Origin of the sequence: Geminocystis sp. CENA526 (assembly GCF_050753365.1) — a bacterium.
Classification (GTDB): domain Bacteria; phylum Cyanobacteriota; class Cyanobacteriia; order Cyanobacteriales; family Cyanobacteriaceae; genus Geminocystis.
Genome location: NZ_JBLZFY010000217.1, coordinates 1 through 2,542, shown reverse-complemented (window position 1 = coordinate 2,542; position 2,542 = coordinate 1). Strand labels below are relative to the sequence as shown.

Here is a 2,542-nt window from a genome sequence, read left to right as displayed (position 1 = left end):
ATGTTATACTTGAAAATGGCTTTTAAACTATTGAATTGTCTAGGTTCGTGGTGTTAGACGAGGCGTTTGCCCTCAATCGCACATTTACTAATATAACTTACCTTCTAAATTTTTGCAACTTTTTTGCCCAACTTTTTTTTTAAGTTTTACTTTTCTTTCTCTCAATCCCAGTCAAGACAAGAATTTGACGAATTTATTTTTTTTAAGTTTAAGGTTTGTTCTATCAAAGAATAATATAGTTGAAAACTCCAAACAGTTTCAAAATACTAATTCTCCGTTCGTCAGAATAAGAAGAAAATAAATAGGGTCTGCTGAAAAAGTCCAAAAAAACAATACGTCTTAAACACCTATTGACCTATTGTATGTAGCAAGATTAAATATGATTTAATCTTTGTTTTGCTTTGTGTATATATAATTTAATCATTGATCTTTGCTGAGATATTCAGGCTTTCTAATTGACGCTCTACCGCTTGAATAAAGGCATTCGGTTCGTCAAAACCTCTAATAATAACCAATCGAGCATAGAGGCGATCGCACCCTTCTAATTCTTGAGATTCTGGTAAGCCTAAACGAATTTTATCGGTACAAGCCATTAAGGAAAGAGAAAGATAATAGTTAAACTTGTCCATCACTTCGGGATGAATTATGCTTAAAGCGGATAAACCATAATACTTGATCATCTGATCTGCTAATCTATCCGTATTAATTTCTTCATTGTTTAAGTTCCTTAAATCTCTTGTTATCAGACGTTGCCGATAATTGTCTCGCAAATGTTTCAAACTAATAAATGTGGATTATATAGCTCAAGTTTTAGTTTATTTAGCTATAATGTATGATATTATAAACAAAACTATTTTAATTAAATTTTAGTTCAGTCGTTAAGTTAAATTTATGCCAGTAGGATTACCAGAATTTGCCGATAACCCTGAAAATCGTTGTCCTGTTATTTTATTGTTAGATACATCTGGCTCTATGGCAGGTGAACCGATGAAAGAATTAAATGAGGGTATTCGAGCTTTTAAAGAAGATGTACTTAAAGATACTCAAGCGACATTGAGTGTAGAAATATCAATTATTACTTTTGGAGAAACAGTTAATGTTATTCAAGATTTTGTTGTAATGAGGGAATAGAGTTGTATAATTTCATCGTCTGTAAAGCACTTTTTTCGTTGTTATTTTATACTATCTTCAAAAATAAAGTTGTATAGTTTTGACTTTAATTTAAAATATTTAGATTACAGCCTTCAAAAGTCAAGGGAATAAAGTTGTATAATTTTTAAATCCTTTACAGAATAAGTATTTAGAGACGATAATCATTTACATTTTATTGATAACAACTCTATCATCAAAATAAATTAAATAAATTCATTTCCTTGGTAAAAAGATCAGAGGCTTGCTGCGTAGCAGGTCCCTTCGGGATCGAGTTTTTTCTTAGCACTCTGGGATCGTACTATTTCCAGATGCAATCAGTTATTCTCGACGATCGATACTATCTCTATGAAATCTGTCTCTCTTGCCTCGGATTCTCCTTTCTAAGGATAAAAAAATTTTTCACAATATTGCATAAATTCCAAATTATTCACTGATATATAAATAGATGAATAAACAATTGCTCAAAACAATGAAAAAAAATCTTAACAAATTCTTCAAATCGACTGTTTTAACCTCTTCTCTTTTGACAAGTTGTTTGGTTGGTATTAGTGCCTCTGCTCAAAACTCATTTCCTATTACTTTTATTGCTGTTAATATAGCAGGTGATAATGATGGATTTAATGTCGGCAAATTTCAAGTACCAGATAAAAATACCACTGTTTCGGCTGGTGGAGGCTTAAGGCGTTATGATGCTCATATGGCAAAAATGTTTGAGGTTACTCACCATGAATGTCAAAGTCCTGATTTTAATTATCGAGGAATTTCGTGGGGTTATGAGGCAGACAATGGCAATATTGATATGGGTACATTCAATATTACTTGTAAATTAGCAAGAGATATAGCTCAAGCCTATGGTTTAGGAAAGGCTCAAGCAACTAATATTATTTATTATCGTGCTGAAAATGTGGTAAATATTCCTACTTTAAATATTACTGGGGATAAAGTAAATAAATGGTTGAATTTTGTTCAAGGTTTTAAACCAAGAAAATCAAGATATTAAAGTTAAGAACATAGTAAATATCAATCTCACCTCATTAATAGTAGAAAATATGAATAAATTTCTTTCTCATTCCCTGAAAACTTTATTAGGAACAGGCGTTACTGTAGGCTTTTTGGCTATTCCTCTCAACTCTCAACAGTCAATGGTTTCTGCCCAAAGTACCACGGCAGTTGTTTTTGATCCGCCTTCTAATGTTCGATCGACTCCTAACGGGCAAATTCTTTGTAGTGTTAAATCTGTTACTTCTATTAATACTTATGGCTCTACTAATGGTTGGTATATAACGGATGTGTGTGGAAGAAGGGGTTACATTCATCATAGTCAAATCCGTTTTGAAACTTATTCTGAATCTGTTAAAAATCCAGGTTGTTTAGTAACTAATATAAGAAC

At 31.8% G+C, this 2,542-nt stretch carries 4 protein-coding genes; 3 read left to right on the top strand and 1 reads right to left on the bottom strand.

Features of this window, described 5'->3' with window-relative positions; translation table 11 throughout:
* Nucleotides 1-416 precede the first annotated feature (416 nt).
* Nucleotides 417-680, bottom strand: coding sequence for a type I-MYXAN CRISPR-associated protein Cas6/Cmx6 (locus tag ACN4EE_RS22765; protein WP_431708800.1), 264 nt, complete (start codon nt 678-680; stop codon nt 417-419).
* A gap of 211 nt (nt 681-891) precedes the next feature.
* On the opposite strand from ACN4EE_RS22765, the gene ACN4EE_RS22760 reads away from it, so the two are divergent.
* From ACN4EE_RS22760 to ACN4EE_RS22750, 3 genes are all read left to right on the top strand, one after another.
* Nucleotides 892-1,131, top strand: a complete 240-nt coding sequence (locus tag ACN4EE_RS22760) for a vWA domain-containing protein (RefSeq protein ID WP_431708799.1) — start codon at nt 892-894, stop codon at nt 1,129-1,131.
* Nucleotides 1,132-1,621: 490 nt separating this feature from the next.
* Nucleotides 1,622-2,152, top strand: coding sequence for a hypothetical protein (locus tag ACN4EE_RS22755; RefSeq protein WP_431708798.1), 531 nt, complete (start codon nt 1,622-1,624; stop codon nt 2,150-2,152).
* Nucleotides 2,153-2,201: 49 nt separating this feature from the next.
* On the top strand, nt 2,202-2,542 hold a 341-nt coding region (locus ACN4EE_RS22750), incomplete at its 3' end, for an SH3 domain-containing protein (protein WP_458575038.1).